Source organism: Bradyrhizobium sp. SK17 (assembly GCF_002831585.1).
Classification (GTDB): Bacteria; Pseudomonadota; Alphaproteobacteria; order Rhizobiales; family Xanthobacteraceae; genus Bradyrhizobium.
This window is the reverse complement of record NZ_CP025113.1, coordinates 2066462-2086223: the sequence shown is the minus strand read 5'-3', so window position 1 is coordinate 2086223 and position 19762 is coordinate 2066462. Positions and strand designations below refer to the sequence as shown.

14 protein-coding genes are annotated in these 19762 nt (G+C 66.1%); 8 read left to right on the top strand and 6 right to left on the bottom strand.

The genetic code is table 11. From position 1 onward, the window contains the following. Positions 1 to 30: 30 nt before the first annotated feature. A complete protein-coding gene (locus CWS35_RS09785; protein ID WP_100951771.1) occupies positions 31 to 1182 on the top strand; it encodes a hypothetical protein in 1152 nt (383 codons plus the stop codon). A gap of 3 nt (positions 1183 to 1185) precedes the next feature. Here the strand turns inward: CWS35_RS09785 and CWS35_RS09780 are convergent, their stop codons facing one another. Next, positions 1186 to 2979 carry a potassium/proton antiporter gene (locus CWS35_RS09780; RefSeq protein ID WP_024578897.1) on the bottom strand — a complete coding sequence of 598 codons (1794 nt, stop codon included), beginning with the start codon at positions 2977 to 2979 and terminating at the stop codon, positions 1186 to 1188. A gap of 216 nt (positions 2980 to 3195) precedes the next feature. Between CWS35_RS09780 and CWS35_RS09775 the strand changes: the two genes are divergently transcribed. Further along, positions 3196 to 4512, top strand: a complete 1317-nt coding sequence (locus CWS35_RS09775) for a mechanosensitive ion channel family protein (RefSeq protein WP_024578896.1) — start codon at positions 3196 to 3198, stop codon at positions 4510 to 4512. A 168-nt stretch (positions 4513 to 4680) separates the two neighbouring features. Further along, complete coding sequence (gene map, locus CWS35_RS09770; protein WP_024578895.1) at positions 4681 to 5505, top strand: type I methionyl aminopeptidase; 825 nt, start codon at positions 4681 to 4683, stop codon at positions 5503 to 5505. A gap of 12 nt (positions 5506 to 5517) precedes the next feature. Here the strand turns inward: map and CWS35_RS09765 are convergent, their stop codons facing one another. Continuing rightward, on the bottom strand, positions 5518 to 6237 hold the full coding sequence (locus CWS35_RS09765) for a DNA-3-methyladenine glycosylase I (RefSeq protein WP_024578894.1): 720 nt from the start codon (positions 6235 to 6237) through the stop codon (positions 5518 to 5520). A gap of 229 nt (positions 6238 to 6466) precedes the next feature. Between CWS35_RS09765 and CWS35_RS09760 the strand changes: the two genes are divergently transcribed. The 4 genes from CWS35_RS09760 (at position 6467) to CWS35_RS09745 (ending at position 12564) form a co-directional block, all read left to right on the top strand. Then, positions 6467 to 7315 carry an intradiol ring-cleavage dioxygenase gene (locus CWS35_RS09760; protein WP_100951770.1) on the top strand — a complete coding sequence of 283 codons (849 nt, stop codon included), beginning with the start codon at positions 6467 to 6469 and terminating at the stop codon, positions 7313 to 7315. Positions 7316 to 7365: 50 nt separating this feature from the next. Next, entirely contained in the window at positions 7366 to 8079 is a 714-nt protein-coding gene (gene radC / locus CWS35_RS09755; RefSeq protein WP_100951769.1) for a DNA repair protein RadC, read from the top strand. A 267-nt stretch (positions 8080 to 8346) separates the two neighbouring features. Further along, positions 8347 to 10461 carry a glycogen debranching protein GlgX gene (gene glgX / locus CWS35_RS09750; protein ID WP_100951768.1) on the top strand — a complete coding sequence of 705 codons (2115 nt, stop codon included), beginning with the start codon at positions 8347 to 8349 and terminating at the stop codon, positions 10459 to 10461. Between the two features lie 237 nt (positions 10462 to 10698). Beyond that, positions 10699 to 12564: a sigma-54-dependent Fis family transcriptional regulator gene (locus CWS35_RS09745; RefSeq protein WP_100951767.1), complete on the top strand. Its 1866-nt coding sequence runs from the start codon at positions 10699 to 10701 to the stop codon at positions 12562 to 12564. Between the two features lie 38 nt (positions 12565 to 12602). On the opposite strand, the gene CWS35_RS09740 is transcribed toward CWS35_RS09745, so the two are convergent. The 4 genes from CWS35_RS09740 to CWS35_RS09725 all read right to left on the bottom strand — a co-directional run bounded on the left by CWS35_RS09740 (position 12603) and on the right by CWS35_RS09725 (position 17692). Next, on the bottom strand, positions 12603 to 13292 hold the full coding sequence (locus CWS35_RS09740) for a transporter (protein WP_100951766.1): 690 nt from the start codon (positions 13290 to 13292) through the stop codon (positions 12603 to 12605). A gap of 39 nt (positions 13293 to 13331) precedes the next feature. After that, entirely contained in the window at positions 13332 to 13886 is a 555-nt protein-coding gene (locus CWS35_RS09735; protein WP_100951765.1) for a flavin reductase family protein, read from the bottom strand. Between the two features lie 84 nt (positions 13887 to 13970). Then, entirely contained in the window at positions 13971 to 15071 is a 1101-nt protein-coding gene (locus CWS35_RS09730; RefSeq protein ID WP_100951764.1) for an LLM class flavin-dependent oxidoreductase, read from the bottom strand. A gap of 266 nt (positions 15072 to 15337) precedes the next feature. Beyond that, complete coding sequence (locus CWS35_RS09725) at positions 15338 to 17692, bottom strand: mechanosensitive ion channel family protein (protein ID WP_024578886.1); 2355 nt, start codon at positions 17690 to 17692, stop codon at positions 15338 to 15340. A 324-nt stretch (positions 17693 to 18016) separates the two neighbouring features. Between CWS35_RS09725 and CWS35_RS09720 the strand changes: the two genes are divergently transcribed. Beyond that, positions 18017 to 19747, top strand: a complete 1731-nt coding sequence (locus CWS35_RS09720; RefSeq protein ID WP_100951763.1) for an ATP-dependent Clp protease adaptor ClpS — start codon at positions 18017 to 18019, stop codon at positions 19745 to 19747. Positions 19748 to 19762 lie beyond the last annotated feature (15 nt).

Genomic DNA, 19762 nt, shown 5'->3' with positions numbered 1-19762 from the left:
AGGCAAATCGTGCGACTGACTGGCTGGGTATTGCTGCTGATCGGCGGGCTGCTGTGCGCCACGATTGCGTGGGCCGCGCTCGGCTTCCTGTTGATGGGTGTCGGCCTGATCTCGCTGCAAGTCGCCGAACGCCGCCGGCGCCCGGCTGGCGATCTGGTGCCGGCCGGCGCCGCGGGATTTGTGCCGCCGCGGCTCAGCGCCGGGCTGCAACCGCCGACCCTCGACCCGATCGCCGGCCAGGACGGCTCCCCGCAACGCCAGCCGCGCCGGGTGGCGTGGCCCGACCGAACGGGCGGCGCGGCCTACGATCAGCAGGCGTGGCGCCGGCTGGTCGACAGCGACCCCGACATCGCCCGGCTCGCCAAGGTGCTCGCCGACTACGGCCCGCAATATGTCGATGAGCTGGCCGCGAGCTATCTGGCTGCCCCCGACAAGAAGCGCCTGGGAGCCATCGTCGACGGCATCATCACGCGCGCCCGAAACGGTCAGCCGGCCCCGCCTCCCGCGCCAGTCGCGGGATCGCAGCCTCCGCCGCTGCCGCCCCGGCCTGAGCCCAAACCGGTCGCCGCCCGTGCCGCTGAGCCAGCGACTTCGTCGGGTAATCCCGCCGGCGCGTTGGAGGCATCCCTGCTCGGTGCGGTCGAAGAAGCTTCCGCCAGGATTGCCGCTGAGCGCGCGGGTCTCTTCAAGCCTCGCAAGGCCACCGACAGCCGTCCATCGGGCCAGCAGGAACCAGCCGTCGGACGGAACCCGCGAGATTCCGAATTGCCGCCCAAGCCGGCCGATCCGCCCGGCGACCTCGAGGCATCGTTGATCGCCGCGGTCAGCGAGGCCGCCGCCCGCCGGACCGACACCTTCAAGCCGACGGCATCGCCACCGCCCACGAAGCCCGAGCCCCGCGCCGCCGCAGCCGACGCTCCCAAGCTTCCGCCTCCTCCGCTGCTTGCCAAGGCACCTCCGGCAAAGCCTGCTCCCGCCAAGCAGCCGCCGGCCGATGATCTCGATGAATCGCTGCTCGCGGCGCTGGCCGAGATTTCCGGCCAGAAGATCGGCGACGAGCCCAAGATCGAGCCCAAGCAGGGCGCAGCGTCCGAGGACCCGCCCGGCTCGCCGATTGACGACGGCCTGTCCGAGATGGTCAAGAAGTTCGCGCCCGATTCGAACTTCCTGCGCAAGCAGTGACGCTCAGACCCCGGCCACCGATGCCCAGATGTCGGCGAGCTTGCGCCGCACGGTCTGCATCCGGGTCTGCGGCACGACCACTTCCTCCTCTTCCGGCAAGCGCAGGCCGACGACACTGACGCGGCCGCCGCTGATGCTGCGCGCCACCAGCACGATCGAGTCGAGCCACAGCTCCGCGCCTTCCTTCGGCGCGCGGTCGAGGTTGATGTCGAAATAGTCCGCCAGCGTCAGCTTGGCCTGGTGCTCGTCGACCTTGACGCCGTAGATCTCGGCGAGCTCGCCGAGCGTATGCTCGCCTGACACCATGAAGTCGCCGAGCAGATGCGGATCGGGCGCGCTCGACGGCGCCATGTCGACGAAGAAGCGGTCGAGCGCCTCGGCGCGCTCCGGCGGCGCCAAAAGATAGATGTAGTCGCCAGGCGCGACCGGATCGGCCTCGACAGGCGTCAGGATGCGTTCGTCGCGGATGATCAGTGTCGGCTTCGACCAGGACGGGATCAGCCCGCGGCGGAAATACAGGCTCTTCGGCCGCACCGGATAGCCGACCAGCTGCTGCTCGAGCTGGCCGGGCAGATCCAGTTCGACGCGCCGCGGCCCGCGCTCGGCGCGCGGCAGCGCGACGTGCAGGCGGCGCGCCGCCGGCGCCAATGTCCAGCCCTGCAACAATAGCGAGATGATGACGACGACGAAGGCGACGTCGAAATACAGATAGGCCTTCGACAGGCCGACCAGCATCGGGATCGAGGCGAGGAAGATCGCAACCGCGCCGCGCAGGCCGGTCCAGGCGATGAAGACCTTCTCGCGCCAGTTGAACTTGAACGGCGCGAGGCAGATCAGGACCGCGAGCGGCCGCGCCACCAGCATCAGCGCGAACGCCACCAGCACGGCGCCGCCGGCACTGGAGAGCAGGCGATGCGGCGACACCAGCAGGCCGAGCAGCACGAACATCACGATCTGGGCCAGCCAGGTCGCGGCGTCGAGGAAGGTCACCACCGAATTATGCGCCCGGGTCGGCCGGTTGCCGATGATGATACCGGCGAGGTAGACCGCGAGGAATCCCGAGGCGTGCACGATCTGCGAGCCGCCGAAGATCACCAGCGCCGCCGTGGTGACGAACGGCGCATGCAGGCCCTGCGGCAGCGCCACATAGTTCAGCGCGATCACCACCAGGCGGCCGCCGATCACCCCGATGATGGCGCCGAACACGGCCTCCTGGATAAATTCCATCGCGATATGCGACGCCGAGCTCTGGCCGACCGAGATGAACTCGACCAGCATCAAGGTGAGGAAGATCGCGAACGGATCGTTGGTGCCGGATTCCGCCTCCAGCGTGGCGCCGACGCGGGGACGCAGCCGCAGGCCCTGGGTATGCACCAGCAGGAACACCGCCGCCGCGTCGGTCGAGGCCACGACGGCGCCGACCAGCAGCGACTCGGTCCAGTTGAGGTCGAGCACATAGCGGGCGACCGGCGCCGTGATCAGCGCGGTCAGCAGCACGCCGGCGGTCGCCAGCATCATCGAGGGCGCCAGCACCGTGCGGATGCTGGCAAAGCGCGTCTTCAAGCCGCCGTCGAACAGGATCAGCGCCAGCGCCACCGAGCCGACCAGATAGGTGGTGCGGACGTCGTCGAACTGGAGATGGCCCGGCCCGGCGTCGCCGGCCAGCATGCCAACCAGCAAGAACACCAGCAGCAAGGGGGCGCCGAACCGCAGCGCCAGCAGGCTCGACAGGATGCCAGCCATCACCAGCACCGCGCCGAGCAGGATCGCTATACTGACGGAGTCGAGGGATGCCATGCGCCTACAAAAGTCTCAAATACTTGCAATTGCATCCTTATCGTCGCCACACTGGGACGCCAACCCATTTCTGCCGTCAGCGGCAATCCGCCCGCCTTGCCCTAGGTCGCCCCGACACTGTGGTGTATCGATGGTCGGGTGCGCGCCGTTGTGGGATTCTCCCCGTGCATTCGAATCACATTTGCCTGACCCGCGCTTCAAGTTGAGACTTTGCCGATGGACATGAGCTGGAAGGACGTCCTGGAAGCCATCCAAATGGCGGCGCGCTCGGTCGGCGCCGAGATCGCCTCGCCGTGGTTCTACCTGCAATTCGGCATCATCCTCGCCGCCGCGGGTATCGCTTACGCGGCCGACACCGCGATCCACGCCCGGGTCAACATGGCGACGCTGGCGAGCCGCTGGCCGTTGCCGCTCCGGCATTTCGCCCGCGTCATGGTGACGAGCGCCTCCACCGCGGTGTTCGCGGTGCTGATGGTGATCTCGCGCATCGTGATGTGGCACATGACCTGGCCGAGCCGCAGCTATCTGATCGCGGTCTCCGCCAAGCTGGCGCTGGCCTGGCTGGTGATCCGGCTCGTCACCTCGGTGATCGACAACGCCTTCATCGTCAAGACCGTGTCGATCGCGGCCTGGGTGGTCGCGGCGCTCAGCATCATCGGCCAGCTCGATTGGGCGGCCGACATGCTGGACTCCTACGCGGTCGTGGTCGGCGGCCTCCGCCTGACCCCGCTCTTGCTGCTCAAGGCCGGCGCGCTGCTGATCGTGGCGCTGTGGCTGACCAACCTTGCCGGCAATTTCGCCGAGAGCCGCATCAACAAGGCCACCGACCTGACGCCGTCGATCCAGGTGCTGCTGGTCAAGATCATCCGCATCGGCCTGATGGTGCTGGCGATCGTGATCGCGCTCGGCGCGGTCGGCATCAACCTCTCCGCGCTTGCGGTGTTCACCGGTGCGGCCGGCGTCGGCATCGGTCTCGGCCTGCAGAAGATCGTCGCCAATTTCGTCAGCGGGCTGATCTTGCTGGTCGACAAATCGGTGAAGCCCGGCGACCTCGTCACGATCGGGGACAATTCGGGCCGCATCAGCGCGATGAAGACCCGCTACATCTCGGTCGCCGCCGGCGACGGCCGCGAGTTCCTGATCCCGAACGAGGATCTGGTGACGCAGAAGGTCACCAACTGGACCTACACCGACAAGAACACGCTGGTGAAGATCGCCTTCTCCACCAATTACGACGCCAATCCGCGGCAGGTCTGCAAGCTCGGGATCGCAACCGCAGCGGCCCATCCGCGCGCCACCAAGGGCCGCACGCCGAACTGCATCCTGACCGAATTCGCCGAGGCCGGGATGAAGTTCTCCCTGACCTTCTGGATCGCCGACCCCGACGGCATGGACGGCGTGAAGAGCGACGTCATGCTGTCGCTGTGGGATGCCTTCAAGCAGGACGGCATCAAGGTGCCCTATCCGGTGCGGGAACTGCGGATCCGCGGCGGCGCGCTGCCGGTGGAGAGCGTAGTCGAGGTCTCCAGTTAACCCTCCAGCGTGCACATTTCGGCCAATCGGCGGCCGCCGTTCCGGTTCAAGCTGGCAAATCGGGCCGTTTCGGCATTGACCCCATGCCCAACCTTGGCTTGCACCGGCCGCCCCGATCATTAAATTAGAGCCTGAAATCAGCCCCTTGCCCGCAGAAACATCCCGCCCATGAGCTATATCGACGCCACCGACACCTCGCTTCGCAAGACCGGACAGATCAAGCTGCACGGGCCGAGCGGCTTTGCCGGCATGCGCAAGGCGGGTGCGCTGGTGTCGAAATGCCTCGATGCGCTCACCGACATCGTCAAGCCGGGCGTTCCGACCTCCGAGATCGACGAGTTCGTCCGCAAGTTCGCCTTCGACCACGGCGCCTATCCGGCGACGCTGATGTATCGCGGCTACCGCTACTCGACCTGCACCTCGATCAATCATGTGGTCTGCCACGGCATGCCGGGCGACCGTCCGTTGAAGGAAGGCGACATCGTCAATGTCGACGTCACCTTCATCGTCGACGGCTGGTACGGCGATTCCAGCCGGATGTATGCGATCGGCGCCATCGCGCGAAAGGCGGAGCGGCTGATCGAGGTGACCTATGAAGCGATGATGCGCGGCATCGCCGCGGTGAAGCCCGGCGCCACCACAGGCGATATCGGGCACGCCATCCAGAGCTTCGTCGAACCGCAGGGCATGAGCGTGGTGCGCGATTTCTGTGGCCACGGCCTCGGCCGCCTGTTCCACGACGAGCCGAACATCATCCATATCGGCCGCCCCGGCGAGGGCGCGCCGCTGAAGCCCGGCATGTTCTTCACCATCGAGCCGATGATCAATCTCGGCAAGCCGCATGTGAAGATCCTGTCCGACGGCTGGACCGCGGTGACCCGCGACCGCTCGCTGTCGGCGCAGTTCGAGCACTCGGTCGGCGTCACCACCGACGGCGTCGAGATCTTCACGCTGTCCGAGCGCCACGGCGAGAAGCCGTGGGTGCAGGTGTAAGCAGCGACAGATTCAATAATCGCTTCGCGTGCGGTTCTCGATCTCCTCGGGCGTGTGGTTGTCGCCGATCGACATCGCACAGATCCGCGACAGATGCAGGTAAGGCAGCCCGGTTTCCTCGGCCCAGGCGTTGAACTGCGCCTGCACCTTGGCGAGATCGCGCTTCGACTTGACCTCCTCCGCGATATCGAGACCGGCATCGCGCAGGCAGGCTGTGACGTCACGCGAGGTGACGAAGCCGTCCCAGCCGAGGAAGCGCAGCAGCATCTGACCGGTATTGCCGCCGAGCCGGCTGCCGCGCTTGGCCAATAGCTCCAGCAGCCCGATCTCGTTGGACGACGGCCATGCCGCGAGGAATTTGCCGAAGCTGCCGTGCTCGCGCGCGACCTCCTGCACGAAGCGGCCATTGTCGCGTACCGACATGATCTTGGCGCCGTTGCGCACGATCCTGGCGTCGCTGACGAGCTTCTCCCAATATTCGTCGGGCTTGAAAGCAAGCTTGGCGGGCTGGAAGCCGAGGAAAGCCTCCTCGAAGCCCGGCCATTTGGCGTCGATCACGCTCCAGGCGAAGCCTGCGCAGAACACGCGTTTGGTCATCTCGGCCAACACCCGGTCGTCGCCGAGCTTGGCCAGCGTCTTGGCGCCCGCCGGCGGATGCAGCAGCTTCTCCAGCGCCTTTGGCCCGCCCTTGCGCTTCTCGGCGCGCGCCCGGATCACCTTGAATGACGTCAAGCAGCCCTCCATAGATTCTTGTTCTGACGCGTTTTCTTGACACGAACCGGTATCCACTTCGCTCGAAAACGCTCTCTTCGATTCCCAACAATTGCAGCCAACGGTAATTCGCCTGCCGCATCGTGGCAAACCGTCGCAGGCACACCCACATCGAGAAACCAAATCGTCCTGATGTCGCCACGCTGAGTGGGAAATGGGAAGCCTCCCACGCAATCGACAGGAGCGATCATTGGACAAGTCCACGCGCCGCGGCTTTCTCGGCCTGATCTCGGCAAGCGCTGCCGGCCTGTTGCCGGCGCGACAAGCTGAGGCCCTCACCGACAGCCGGCCGATCGACACCGCGGAGGCATGCATCCTGACGCCGCAGGCGGAGGAAGGGCCGTTCTACGCCGATCCAAAGCTGGTGCGGTCCGGCATCGCCGACGGCAAGCCCGGCATTCCGCTGACGCTGCGGCTGCGCGTGATCGAGGCCGGCGCCTGCACGCCGATCGCGGGCGCGCGGGTCGACATCTGGCATTGTGACGCGCAAGGTCTCTATTCGGCATTTCCCGGCCAGGGCGACGGCCACAACATCGATGAATCGAGCAAGAGCTTCCTGCGCGGCACGCAAATGACCGACGCGGCAGGATGGGTCGCGTTCAACACCATCTATCCCGGCTGGTATGACGGGCGCGCCACGCATATCCATTTCAAGGTCTTCCTCGATCAGAAAAACGTGCTGACCGGCCAGACTTTCCTGCCGGACGCGCTGAACGAATTCATCTACGCCAATGCGCCCGACTACACGGGCCGGCCGCGGCCGCGCACCACGCTCAATGCCAACGACCACGTCGTCGAGAACGCCGATCCGGACCGCCGCGCCTTCTGCGCGGTGAAGGAGGAGAAGGACCGCTATCTGGCAACGCTGACGCTCGGCGTCGACAGGCGTGCCGAGATCGCGATGCAGCCGCGCCGCGGGCCGCCGCCGGGACCTCCTCCCGGCCCGCCGCCGCCAGGCATGGGCCCCGGCCCGATGCGTGGCCATCTGATCAAGGACCGGCTGGCGGCGCTGATCCCCGGCCTGAAGCGCGCGCCCTAGCAGCGCGCGGGTACTTGCAAAACGCCGCTGGCACGGCAAGGTTGTGGCCGATGCCCGCCAAGCCCGATGCCAGCAACGACGAGCCCGACGAGACGCCGCATTACCACGGCCATCGCGAACGGCTGCGCGAGCGCTTCTACGCGGCGGGCCCCGACGCGCTGACCGATTATGAACTCCTGGAGATGGCGCTGTTCGCCGCCATCCCGCGCCGCGACACCAAGCCGCTGGCCAAGGCGCTGCTGAAGAAGTTCGGCTCCTTCGCCGAAGTGGTGCACGCGCCGGCGGCGCGGCTGCGCGAGGTCGACGGCGTCAAGGATGCCTCGATCAACCAGCTCAAGCTGCTCGCGGCCGCCGCGAGCCGGATCGCCAAGGGCGAAATCAAGCGGAGCGTCGCGCTGTCGTCGTGGAGCGACGTCATCGGCTATTGCCGCTCCAGCATGGCGTTCGCCGACAAGGAGCAGTTCCGCTTGCTCTTCCTCGACAAGCGCAACCAACTGATCGCCGACGAGGTGCAGCAGACCGGGACCATCGATCACACCCCGGTCTATCCACGCGAGGTGATCAAGCGCGCGCTGGAATTGTCCGCGACCGCGCTGATCCTGGTGCACAACCATCCCTCCGGCGACCCGACCCCGTCGCAGGCCGACATCCAGATGACCAAGGCGATCGTCGAGATCGCAAAACCGCTCGGGATCGCCGTGCATGACCACATCATCGTCGGCAAGAACGGGCATAGCAGCCTGAAGGGCATGCGGCTGATGTGAGCTGTACGTCGTCCCGGCGAAAGCCGGGACCCATACGCCGCGGCGGGAGTTAGTGGGGGACTCGTCGTTCCAGCACAACTCCACAATAATCATTGGTGGTTATGGGTCCCGGCTTTCGCCGGGACGACACTGAATGTGTTGAGCGGATTCGGCCTTGGCCGTCATACGGTCATCTGCTGATGCCGCTAACATCGCCCCATGCAACGTTTCCTGCGTGGCGGCGTTTGTTGCAGGTTGATTTGCCAGTTCCAGACCCTTGGGGGACCGATGTCCGATTTCGTGATCGAGGAAGGCCTGCCCTATCCGCTGGGCGCGCATTGGAGCGGCCACGGCACCAATTTCGCGGTGTTTTCCGCCAACGCCACCAAGGTCGAGGTCTGCCTGTTCGACGGCGAGCGCGAGACCCATCGCTTCGAGCTGCCTGAATACACCGACCAGGTGTTTCACGGATTCATCAATGGCGTGCAGCCCGGCACGTTCTACGGCTATCGCGTCTACGGCCCCTACCAACCGGACGGCGGACATCGTTTCAATCCGAACAAGCTGCTGCTCGATCCCTATGCGCGCGCCCATGCCGGCAGCCTGACCTGGAATCCGGCGGTGTTCGGCTACAAGATGGAAACCGGTGACGACCTCACCTTCGACGAGCGCGACAGCGCACCGTTCATGCCGAAATGCGTGGTGGTCGATCCCGGCTTCGACTGGGCGCAGGAGCCGCAACGGCAGGAAGCCCACTGGGACGAGACGATCGTCTATGAGGCCCACGTCAAGGGTTTTACCAAGCAGCACCCCGGCATCGATGAGCACTTGCGCGGCACCTATGCCGGCCTCGGCGCGAACGTCGCGATCGACTATCTGAGGGCGCTCGGCATCACCTCGGTCGAGCTGCTGCCGGTGCATTCCTTCATCAACGACAGCAACCTTCTGGAGAAGCGCCTCACCAATTACTGGGGCTACAACACGATCGGCTTCTTTGCGCCCGATCCGCGCTACGCCGCCGATGTCGCCAATAGCCTGCGCGAGTTCAAGGAGATGGTGGCGCGGCTGCATGGCGCCGGCCTCGAGGTCATTCTCGACGTGGTCTACAACCACACCGCCGAAGGCAATGAACGCGGCCCGACGCTGTCGTTCAAGGGCATCGACAATGCGAGCTACTACCGCCTGTTGCCCGACAAGCGCCGCTACTACATCAACGACACCGGCACCGGCAACACGGTGAATCTGTCGCACCCGCGCGTGATCCAGATGGTGATGGACAGCCTGCGCTACTGGGCCGGCCACATGCATGTCGACGGCTTCCGCTTCGACCTCGGCACCATCCTGGCGCGCGAGGTCTACGGCTTCGACGAGCAATCGGGATTCCTGAAGGCGATGAACCAGGACCCGCTGCTCGCGACCGTCAAGCTGATCGCCGAGCCCTGGGACTGCGGCCCCGGCGGCTACCAGGTCGGCGGCTTCCCGCCGGGCTGGGCGGAATGGAACGACAAGTACCGCAACACGGTGCGCGATTTCTGGCGCGCCGAGGCTGCGCCGGCCGCACTGGCGCCGCGGCTGCTCGGCTCGCACGACGTATTCAACCGCGAGGGCCGCCGCACCTGGGCCAGCGTCAACTTCATCACCGCCCATGACGGCTTCACGCTGAACGACTGGGCGAGCTACAACAACAAGCACAACGAAGCCAACGGCGAGAACAACAACGACGGCTCGTCCGACAACCATTCCTGGAATTGCGGCGCCGAGGGGCCGACCGACAACCCCGAGATCGTCTCGTTGCGCGAGCGCCAGAAACGCAACATGCTGGCGACGCTGCTGGCTTCGCAGGGCACGCCGATGCTGCTCGGCGGCGACGAGTTCGGGCGCACCCAGCGCGGTAACAACAACGCCTATTGCCAGGACAATGAGATCTCCTGGTTCGACTGGAATTTTTCCGACGACGCCAACAGGCTGCTCGCCTTCACCAAGCGGATGATCAAGCTCCGGCGCGACTATCCGATCCTGCGCCGCAGCCGCTTCCTGTCCGGCGATCGCGATCCGCAACTCGATATCCGCGACGTGGTCTGGATCAACGCCTCGGGCGCCGAGATGTCGCAGGCCGACTGGACCACCGGCTGGATCAAATGCTTCGGCGTCGTGCTCGACGGCCGCGCCCGCAAGACCGCGATCGCCCGCCAGGGCGAGGACGATACGGTGCTCGTGATCCTCAACAGCTATGAGGGCGAGGTCGACTTCAAGCTGCCGCAGACCACCGCAGGCCCGCATTGGTCGCTGCTGCTCGACACCAATGTGCCGGAGGAAGCGGCAAGCACGCAGTTCGCGTTCGAGGACATTTACAGGGCGGCCGGGCGTTCGTTTGTGCTGCTGACGGCCGGTGAAGTGAAGTAATCCCGCCACCACCACCCTCGTCATTCCGGGGCGGCGCGCAGCGCCGAGCCCGGAATCCATCGAACCACCAACCCTGTGGGTCAATGGATTCCGGGCTCTCGCTTCGCGAGCCCCGGAATGACGGCGGAAATCACGCCTATGCCCACCCGAAGCGCACTCCCCGCGACCTGCCTGCCAATTGACATTCGGCCGGGCGGTGCCAGACTTCCCGCAAAAATACAGGGTGGAGACCTCTGGATGGCCAATCTTTCGGCCTCAAATCACGTCGCCCGTGTTTTGTCGGCGGCCAACCAAATGGCCGGCGTCGACACCGAGGCGCGGATTGCTGCGTCGTGGCGGCGCTGCGTGGTCAATCACAACCTCGATCCGGCCCGGCGCGGGCCGCCGCAGACCCTGACCGAGGCCGAGGTCCGGCACATCGCCGAGCCGATGGAGGATCTGATCCAGGTCGCGGTCCCGGAGCTCGAGGACCTTGCCCGCCTGCTCCACGATAGCGGCTATTGCGTCAACCTCGCCGATCCCAACGCCACCATGCTGGTGAGCCGGCTGCCCGGCGGCGACTACGAGCGGATGTTCCTGGAGTGGAAGATCTACACCGGCTCGAACTTCGCCGAGACTTTCGAAGGCACCAACGGGCTCGGCACCGCGCTCGCCGAGCAGCGACCGATCATCGTCCACGGCGACGAGCATTTCCGCGAGCAGTGGCACATGTTCACCTGTGCGGTGTCGCCATTGTTCGACCATGCCGGCAGGCTCGCCGGCGCCGTCAACATCTCCTCCTGCCGCAGCGATCTCGGCCGCGGCGCGCATGAACTGGCGTTGGCCGTCACCACGGACGCGACGCGGCGGATCGAGCAGTCGTTCTTCCGTCGGCGTTACCGCGCCTCCTGGATCGCGACCCTGCCCGGCGACGGGCATGGCATGCTGGCCTATGACGACGACCGCCGCGTCGTCGGCGCCTGCCGCACCGCGCGCGGCGTGTTCGGGCTGACGGACGCGATGATCGACGACGGCATCGACCTGTCGCATCTCATCCAACTGGACGATCGCGCGACGCGGGCCGCCGACGAGCCGGTCACGTTGCGCCGCGCCGACGGCACGCCGTGGGGCCGCGGGCGCATCGCACCGCCGGTGCGCACGCGTGTCTCCCGTCCGCTGCCGGCTCCACCGCGCGAGCAACCGGCCGGACAGTTCAGCGGCCTGCACCGGCTGGCGGGCCGCGATCCCGTGCTGATCAAGGGCGTGAAGCGGCTGATGACGGTCGGCAATCTCGACCTGCCGATCCTGCTGCATGGCGAGACCGGCGCCGGCAAGGACGTGTTCGCGCGCGCCATCCATGCCGCCAGCAACCGCGCCGGCCGCAACTACGTCGCGCTGAATTGCGCGGCGATGCCGGAGAGCCTGATCGACGCCGAGCTGTTCGGCTACGAGGCCGGCGCCTTCACCGGCGCGCGGCGCGAGGGATCGAAGGGGCTGATCGTGCAGGCCAGCGGCGGCACTTTGTTCCTCGACGAGATCGGCGACATGCCGCTGGCGCTGCAAACACGGCTGCTGCGCGTGCTGGAAAACCGCGAGGTCTGGCCGCTCGGCGCGCTGAAGCCCGTGCCGGTCGACATCCGCCTGATCAGCGCCACGCATCGTGACCTGGCGCGGATGGCCGAACACGGCAGCTTCCGCTCCGACCTGTATTACCGGCTGCGCGGCATGGAGATCCGACTGCCCGCGCTGCGCGAGCGCGCCGACCGCAAGGACGTCATCGCGCAGATCGCCGACGAGGAGGCGCCGCACTGCCGCATCGCGGCGGACGCCTGGGCCGAGCTGATGGCCTATCCGTTCCCCGGCAACATGCGCCAGCTCCGCCATGTGCTGCGCCTCGCCGGCGCGACCGCCGAAGCCGGCGTCATCACCGGAGCCGATCTCGATTTGCCGACGCTTGGCAAGACGACCGCTGAGGCCGGTCATGCCGCGAGCGAGCGCGCAGCGATCGTCGAGGCGCTGCGCGCGCATGGCGGGCGGGTGGCTGAAGCGGCCAAGACGCTCAGGATCAGCCGCGCCACGCTGTATCGCAAGATCAAGGGACTGAAAATCGACGCCGCATCGTGAGGTTCGACGGCGCGCCGCCGATCACACGCAACGCCGGATCAGCTCATCAACTCCTCCAAGACCAGAATCGCCAGGAAACCGACAAAAAACATTGCCGTCACCCAGGGGCGATCTGGTGTCTGGTGCGCTTCCACCAGCAATTCTTCCGTCACCAGATACAAAAGCGCGATCAGCCCGAAGGCGAAGAATCCAGCCACGATCGAAGGCGGCAGGGCGGCGACCGGCGTGGCGAGCACCGCACCGAGCGGCAGCAGCAGCGCCAGGGCAGCGGTTGCACCCACCACCGCGAGGCGGGAGCGGACACTCTCACCGAGCTCGTTGGCAACGGTCAGGCCGAGGAACAGGACTTCCAGCGTCAGCGCGACCGTCAGCAGGATGCCGGCTTTGGCACCGGCGGAAAAGCCGATCCCGAGCACCAGGCCATCGATCAGGATGTCGACGCCGACCATCGACAAGAGACCGAGCGGGCCTTTGACCAGACCCTCGACCTGCTTGATCGCGAGCATCACCGCCAGCGCGATGCCACCGCCGACGACCGTGGCGACCGGCGCGTTGCGATGCATCAGGTCGGGAAGAATCTCGCCCGCGGCCGCGGCGAATACGACGCCGGCGGCCAGATGCTGGATCGCACTGACGATCCTGGGACCCGGGCGGATGTTGACGGCAGCAACCGCACCGAGCACCACCGCCGCCGCGGGAATCAGGGTGTACATCCAAGCAGAGCTCATGACCGGTCCCTGCCGCTGATCGCCCGTTCAGTCAGGCAATCAGGAAAACTCGTTCCAGCTGACGCGGCGTGCGTCGAGGTCGCCGAGCGCGACGGGATCGTGGATGTCGCGCACGCTCTGGAAACCCGAGCGCAGGTAGATCAGCGGATCGACGGTGGTCACGGCGCGGACGTGCTGGACCTCGCCGATGAAGATCGAGTGGGTCTTGGTCTCGAGCTGCTGCGCCAGCACGCAATCGAACGCGGCGACCGCATCCTCCAGCACCGGGGCGCCGGTCGCGCCCGTGGTCCAGCGCCCGAACGCAAAACGATCGTCGCCGTTGACGCCCTTCTGGCCGGAGAAGGTCAGCGCCAGCAGCGCGTGTTCCTCGTTCAGGAAATTGATGACGAAATGGCGCTCCTCGAGGATGCGCTGATGCGCGCTGGCGTTACGGTTAACGCAGACCAGCACCGAGGGCGGATTGTCCGACAGCGAGCAGGCCGAGGTCACGGTCAGGCCGGTGCGCTTGCCGGGCTCCGAGCCGACCGTCACCAGCGCGACCGCGCCGGCGCAATGGCGCATCGCCTGCTTGAAACTCTGTGCGTCGACCGTCATGCAGAAAACCCCGGTACTGAATTATATTTCCCTCCAAGATATGCGACGCGGGGTGCGAGGCAAGCCCCGCACCCCGCCTAGCTGTCATGCAGCCTTCTCGAACTCGGCGCCGAGATGCTTGAGCCGCGGCATCACCTCGGTCTTGAGCAATTCCAGCGAGCGCCGCCAGGCCTCTGGCTTGTGCTTGTAGTCGAAGCCGAACACGCAGAGCACGCCGAAGCCGCCGACCTCGTGATAGATCTTCTCGATCTTCTCGGTGACGGTTGCCGGCGAGCCGACGATCCAATTCCGGCGCGCGCAATATTCCACCGTGACGTCGCTGTCAGGCACATCGGGCGCGTGCTTCAGATAGTCCTTGAAGCCGAAATGGCCGAGCAGCGGCAGGAAGTACTCGCCCATCATCCGGCCCATCATGTCGCCGGTCGAGAGCTTCCAGGCCTCCTCATCGGTATCCGCCACGAACACCTCGCGCACCAGCCGCCAGTCCCTGCGGCTCGGCTTGCGGCCGGTCTTGGCGGCGCCTGCCTCGACCGAGTCCCAGTGGCTGCCGACATAGGCAGGGTTGAGGTTGAGGCTCATCGGGATGAAGCCGCGCTCGCCGGCGAGCTTCAAGGTGTCCGAGTTCTTCGACAGGCCGGCGACGCCGATCGGCGGATGCGGCGCTTGCTGAGGCTTGATGTGGGGCTTGAGGAAGTCGAACATCGTGTCCGGCTTGCTCACCGTCCAGTACTTGCCCTTGTGCGTCCACGGTCCGGGCTCCGACCACATCTTCAGGATGATCTCGAGCGCCTCGCGGGTCATGTCGCGGTTCTGACCACTCATGCCGTCGACATTGAACATCGCCCAGTCGCTCGGCAGGCCCGATGCGGCGACGCCAAAATTCAGGCGCCCGTTCGAGATGTGGTCGAGCATCGCGACGCGGTTGGCGAGCTCGGCGGGGTGGTGATACGGCAGCAGGAAGCCGCCGGGGCCGATGCGCAGATTCTTGGTCTGCAACAGCGCCTGCGCCACCAACAGATCGGGCGACGGATGCGGCTCCCAGGGCGCGGTGTGGTGCTCGCCGATCCAGGCTTCCTGATAGCCGAGCTCATCGAGCCAGCGCATCGTCTGCAGGTCCCAGTCGTGCCCTTCCTTCAATCCGCACTCCGGCGGGTGCGAGGGCATGGTGAAGTAGCCAAGCTCCATGTGCGTTTCCTTCCTTTGCGTTACGGTTCAGTCATGCAATGCGTCTTGCCGCGCATTGACACGACAATCAGCAAGCGCTGTGCCAGCAAGGAAATCGCAGGGAAGGATGCGAAAGGGCCTATTTCGGTCGCCGGCGAGCGCCGTCCGGGGACAGATCGGGTGGTTGCCGTCTCATCGTCGCGAGACGGTGTCGCAACGATGAGACGCGACGGGTGCGCTCGTGCTCCCTCTCTCCGTTCTCACGGGGAGAGGGGGCTGCGCCCGCGTTAGCCCGCCGCGCGGCGCGGCATCACGTTGGTGTCGGGCTCGGAGGGCGCCGGGATCTGCATCAGGATGGTCTGGCCCATCGAGGCGATCTGGATGCCTTCGTCCTGGAAGCGCCGCTTCATGCGGCGGTTGAACTCGCGCTGCACCGCCCAGCGGCCGCTATCGGTGCAGCGGATCTGGCCGACGATCGTGACGACCGAGCCGTCGACCTTGTCGACGCCCCACAATTCGAGGTCGCCGCGGATGAATGCGCGATACGCCGTCTCCTGGCGCATCCCGACGACGATGTCCTTCAGGATCTCGCCGGCGCGATCGGTGTCCTCCTTGAAGGCGATGTTGACGCTGACGGCGGCATTGCCGGCGCCCCGGCTGGCATTGGTGATCGTCGTCACCGCGCTGAACGGCACGACGTGCACCGAGCCGTCGCCGGCGCGCAGCCGCATGGTGCGGATCGAGACGTTCTCGACCACGCCCGAGAGACCGGACACCGTGACGGTGTCGCCGACCTGCACGGTGTTCTCGAGCAGCAGGAACAGCCCGGTGATGAGGTCCTGCACCAGCTTCTGCGAGCCGAAGCCGATCGCGATGCCGACGATGCCGGCGCCCGCGAGCAGCGGCGCGACATTGACGCCGATCTCGCTCAGCGCGGTGAGCCCGACCACCGCCACGATGATGCAGAACAGCGCGGTGCGCAGCATCGGCTGGAAGGTGCGCAGGCGCGCGGCGCGGGCGTAATGCCCTTCGCGCGACAGCGTGTCGATCTGCCGGTCCATGAACGCGTTGGCGACCTCCCAGATCACGACCGCGGCGAGCGCGGCAATTCCGACCGTCACCAGCGCCGAGATCAGCCGGGAGCCGATCTGGCCGCCATAGAACCAGACGATGGCATCGACACCCCAGACCTCGAGCAGCGCGACGAAGCCGATCAGCGCGATCACCGCCGACACCACCTTGCGCAGCAGCGGCAGATAGCGGTTGGCACGCGACTCCAGCCCCGGGAAACGTTGCAGCAGATCCGGGCTGATGCTGAAGCCGCGGTCGATCAGGCTCAGCACCACCATGGTGACGAGGCGGGTGACCAGCAGCACCGCGACGGTGCCGACGAAATATTGCAGCAGCAGCGAATAGCCGTTGCGGATGTTGAGCGCCCACACCGCCCACAGCGCGAGATCGAGCGCGATCGCCAGCACATGCCAGAGCGACGCGAGGCGGTTGCGCGTCCGCGCCGCAAGCCCGGTGCGATCGGCCGGCGCGCGAATGGCGGCGGCGACCTGGCGGCGGCATTGCAGGATGATGACGACGACGAACAAATGCACGACCAGCATCACGAGCCGCAGCAGCGCCGCGTAGCCGGCACGATGCAGCCCGAGCAGCAGCGCGACATTGGCAAGGCAGATGCCGGATACGCCGACCGCGACGATGCGCCGGGCCCAGATCTCGATATAGGCCGCGGTCTCGGCCCGGACGCGGAACAGGCCGAACGGACCGGCGAGTGCCCGCACCGCGCAGATCAGCGCCCGCGAGAATGCGTAGGCATTGACGACCGCGAGGATCACCAGCCGCGTGGTCGACTGTTCGCCGATCTCGGTGCCGAGCAGTGCGGTGGCGACGCTGACGAAAACCACGACCGGCAACAGTTCGAGCACGAGGCGCCCGACCACGAAAGGCAGCCGGATCACCGACTGCCAGGCCCGCGCCAGGCTGAGCCGGCGGCGATGCAGTTCGGGCTCCGGCGTGACGTCGGCGACCGATGACGGTGGATCGACACTCGCCAGCACCTGCGCCGGCACCCGTGCGGTCCGCGGCAGCCGCTGCTCCAGGAACGCCACTGGCCGCTTGATCAGGCGAAACACCACCCATTCGGCGGCCAGCGCACATCCGAACACCAACGCCAGCTTCCAGGCGATATCGATCAGCAAACCATAGGCAGCGGGATCGTTGGCGGTGCGAACGAACCAGTAGTAGAACGCCGGGAAATGCGTCAGCGTGCGCGCAACGTTGGCGACCTCGCGCGACATCTCCGTCACCTGCTCGGACACCATCAGCAGCAGTTGCGCGCCGAGACTGTCCGCGGTGAGTGGAATCGGCGAACGCTGCTCGGGCGCGGGCTCCGCAGCCGCCGGCTGAGCCGTGGCCTGCGGCGAGGCTTTGGCGATGGCGCGCAGCGTGTTGATGATCTCGCCGCGCTTCTTGTCGTCCTGCAACGTTTCGAGCGCGCGCTTGGCCTGCTCCGGCGTCAACGCGTCACTGGTACTTGGTTGTGGCGGCGCTGGCTTGGCGGCCGGTTGCGCGAGCACCGGAGAGACCAACAGGGTGAAGACGAGAAGAATCGCAAAACGGAGTTTGTGCGACACGAGAGCCTCATAAAAATAATGGCGCGACGGAAGATTCCTGGGAGAGAATCTGCCTCGCGCTCGCGTCATGTCGGATAACTCCTTTTCGCCCCGATGATGTGTCGGAAGTTTGCCGCTGTGGCGGCCATGTTTTGGCATTTGCCGCAACATGATCGTCACAAGCATTGAGCGGCGTTTACACATGCGCCGCGTTCCCTGCCGAGCCGGCCGACCGGCTCACCACACGTCAGGGATGAGGTGGGCAAATCTTTCGCTTGACGCAGACCGACGGCCATGATGTTCTCTCTTTGTTCTTTTTGTTTCCGATTGCGTTTCGAGGGTCCGATGCACGACGTCCTTGCCGAGAGCGGCCCGATCAAGCTGTTCATTCATGACGACGACGAGACACCGATAGATTTCATCCGGAACCTGCTGCGGACGGTATTTGGCAAGTCCGGGAAAGAGGCGATCGCCGCCACCGCACGGATCGAGGCCCTGAGCGGAATTGCATGCGGCCCCTATCCGGCGACAGTGGCCCGGGCATTGCTGGAGTCGGCCGAGCAGCTGATCCGCAGCAACGGCCATTCCTTGCTGATCACGAGCGCAGCTGCCGATGCGGCCCGGCCATGCGAGCTCTGTGGCGCGCTGGCCCCTGTGACGGACGTTTTCCTCGGCCGCAAGACGGTCTGCCTGTGCAGCAACTGCCTGCTCGCCACCAGGGCCAGTTCGGACAACCTGCCGGGCGAGGAGTTCCGATACGCCTTCGTAGCACTCGATTGGCATTTTGCCGGCGTGCCGCGCAACCAGATCCTGACCAGGTCGCGGCAGTTTCCCGGGCATATGCGTGCCGATGTTCAGATCGCGATCGACCGGCTGTTCGACACGCCACTTCATTTCTTCGGCCTTCATGAGGAACACCGCTACGAGACCCTCGCCTTTGCCGCGCTGATGGAGAACAGCCGCAACGCACCGGCAATCGCGCCACCGCAATATCACGACGTCGACGTCGGGGAGCCGGAGCCGGTGAAATGCCTCACCAACGGATTATGGCTGTGCCGGACCGAACAGCTGCGCTACGCGGTGCTGCTCAGCCACCACCGTGATTATCAGAGCGAGCCGAGCTTGCGGATCGAGCTCGCGGTGCCGGCAGGCTCCGCAGGAAACAGCCTCGTGCAACGGACCTTTGCCGAGCTCGAAGCTGCCGTGCATACGGCACGATCCTACCGCGGCAAGATCCTGTCGCTGGAAGACGCCGCCGACTATCGCGGTCGCGCGCGCGGCGTGACCGTACATCGTCTGCCGACGGTCGATCGCGATGACGTGATCCTGCCGGACCGGACCTTGCGGCTGCTCGACCGCAACGTGCTCGACTTCGTCGAGAGCCGCGATCTGCTGCGCAAGCTCGGCCAGTCGACCCGCAAGGGCATCCTGCTCTATGGCCCGCCGGGCACCGGCAAGACCCACACCATTCGCTATCTCGCCACCAACCTGCCCGGTCACACCACCCTGATCATCACCGCCGAGCAGGTCGGACTGCTCGGCGCCTATATGAACCTTGCGCGGCTGCTGCAACCGACCATGGTCGTGATCGAGGATGTCGACCTGATCGCGCGCGACCGCAGGGGCATGAGCGGACCGTGCGAGGAATCCCTGCTCAACAAGTTGCTCAACGAGATGGACGGCCTGAAAGAAGACTGCGACATCCTGTTCGTGCTGACCACCAACCGGCCGGAAGAGCTGGAAGGCGCGCTGGCCGGCCGGCCCGGCCGCATCGACCAGGCGATCGAGGTGCCGCTGCCCGACGAAATCGGACGCTGCAAGCTGATCCGGCTCTACGGCCGTGGCCTGCCGCTCGAACCGTCCGTTATCGATGCCGCGGCGCAGCGCACCGAAGGCGTCAGCGCCGCCTTCATCAAGGAGCTGATGCGCCGCATCGCCCAGGCCAGCATCGCCCGCGACGGCGGCCGGCATATCACCACCAAAGACATCGACGGCGCGCTGAACGAGATGCTGTTCGACGGCGGCCGGCTCAACGTGAAGCTGCTCGGCGGAGCACAGCGGATGAGCGCGGGGTGAGGCCGCGCCCGGCCG